At 48.5% G+C, this 229-nt stretch carries 1 protein-coding gene; it reads right to left on the bottom strand.

Annotated elements, in window-relative coordinates:
- The coding region (locus Q4563_RS23310; protein ID WP_303606241.1) for a peptidoglycan-binding domain-containing protein at window positions 1–229 on the bottom strand (229 nt) is incomplete at both ends.

Genomic DNA, 229 nt, shown 5'->3' on the forward strand with positions numbered 1-229 from the left:
GACGCAGTGTTTGAATGGTCAGTTGACCAGAAGGCAGATCGTTGTCTTTTTGGAAACGAGTCACTGCATTCATGGTTTGCCAGCCGTAAACACCATCGATAGGGCCTGGGTTGTAGTCTTTCTCTTCCAGGGCACGTTGCAGTTCAGCAACAACATCTTCTGTGGTGTTGGTTTCACAGAGGATTTCACGCCATTCCAGTTGTGCGTCTTTGACTTTGACGGTTTGTGG

Source organism: Gilvimarinus sp. 1_MG-2023 (genome assembly GCF_030548285.1).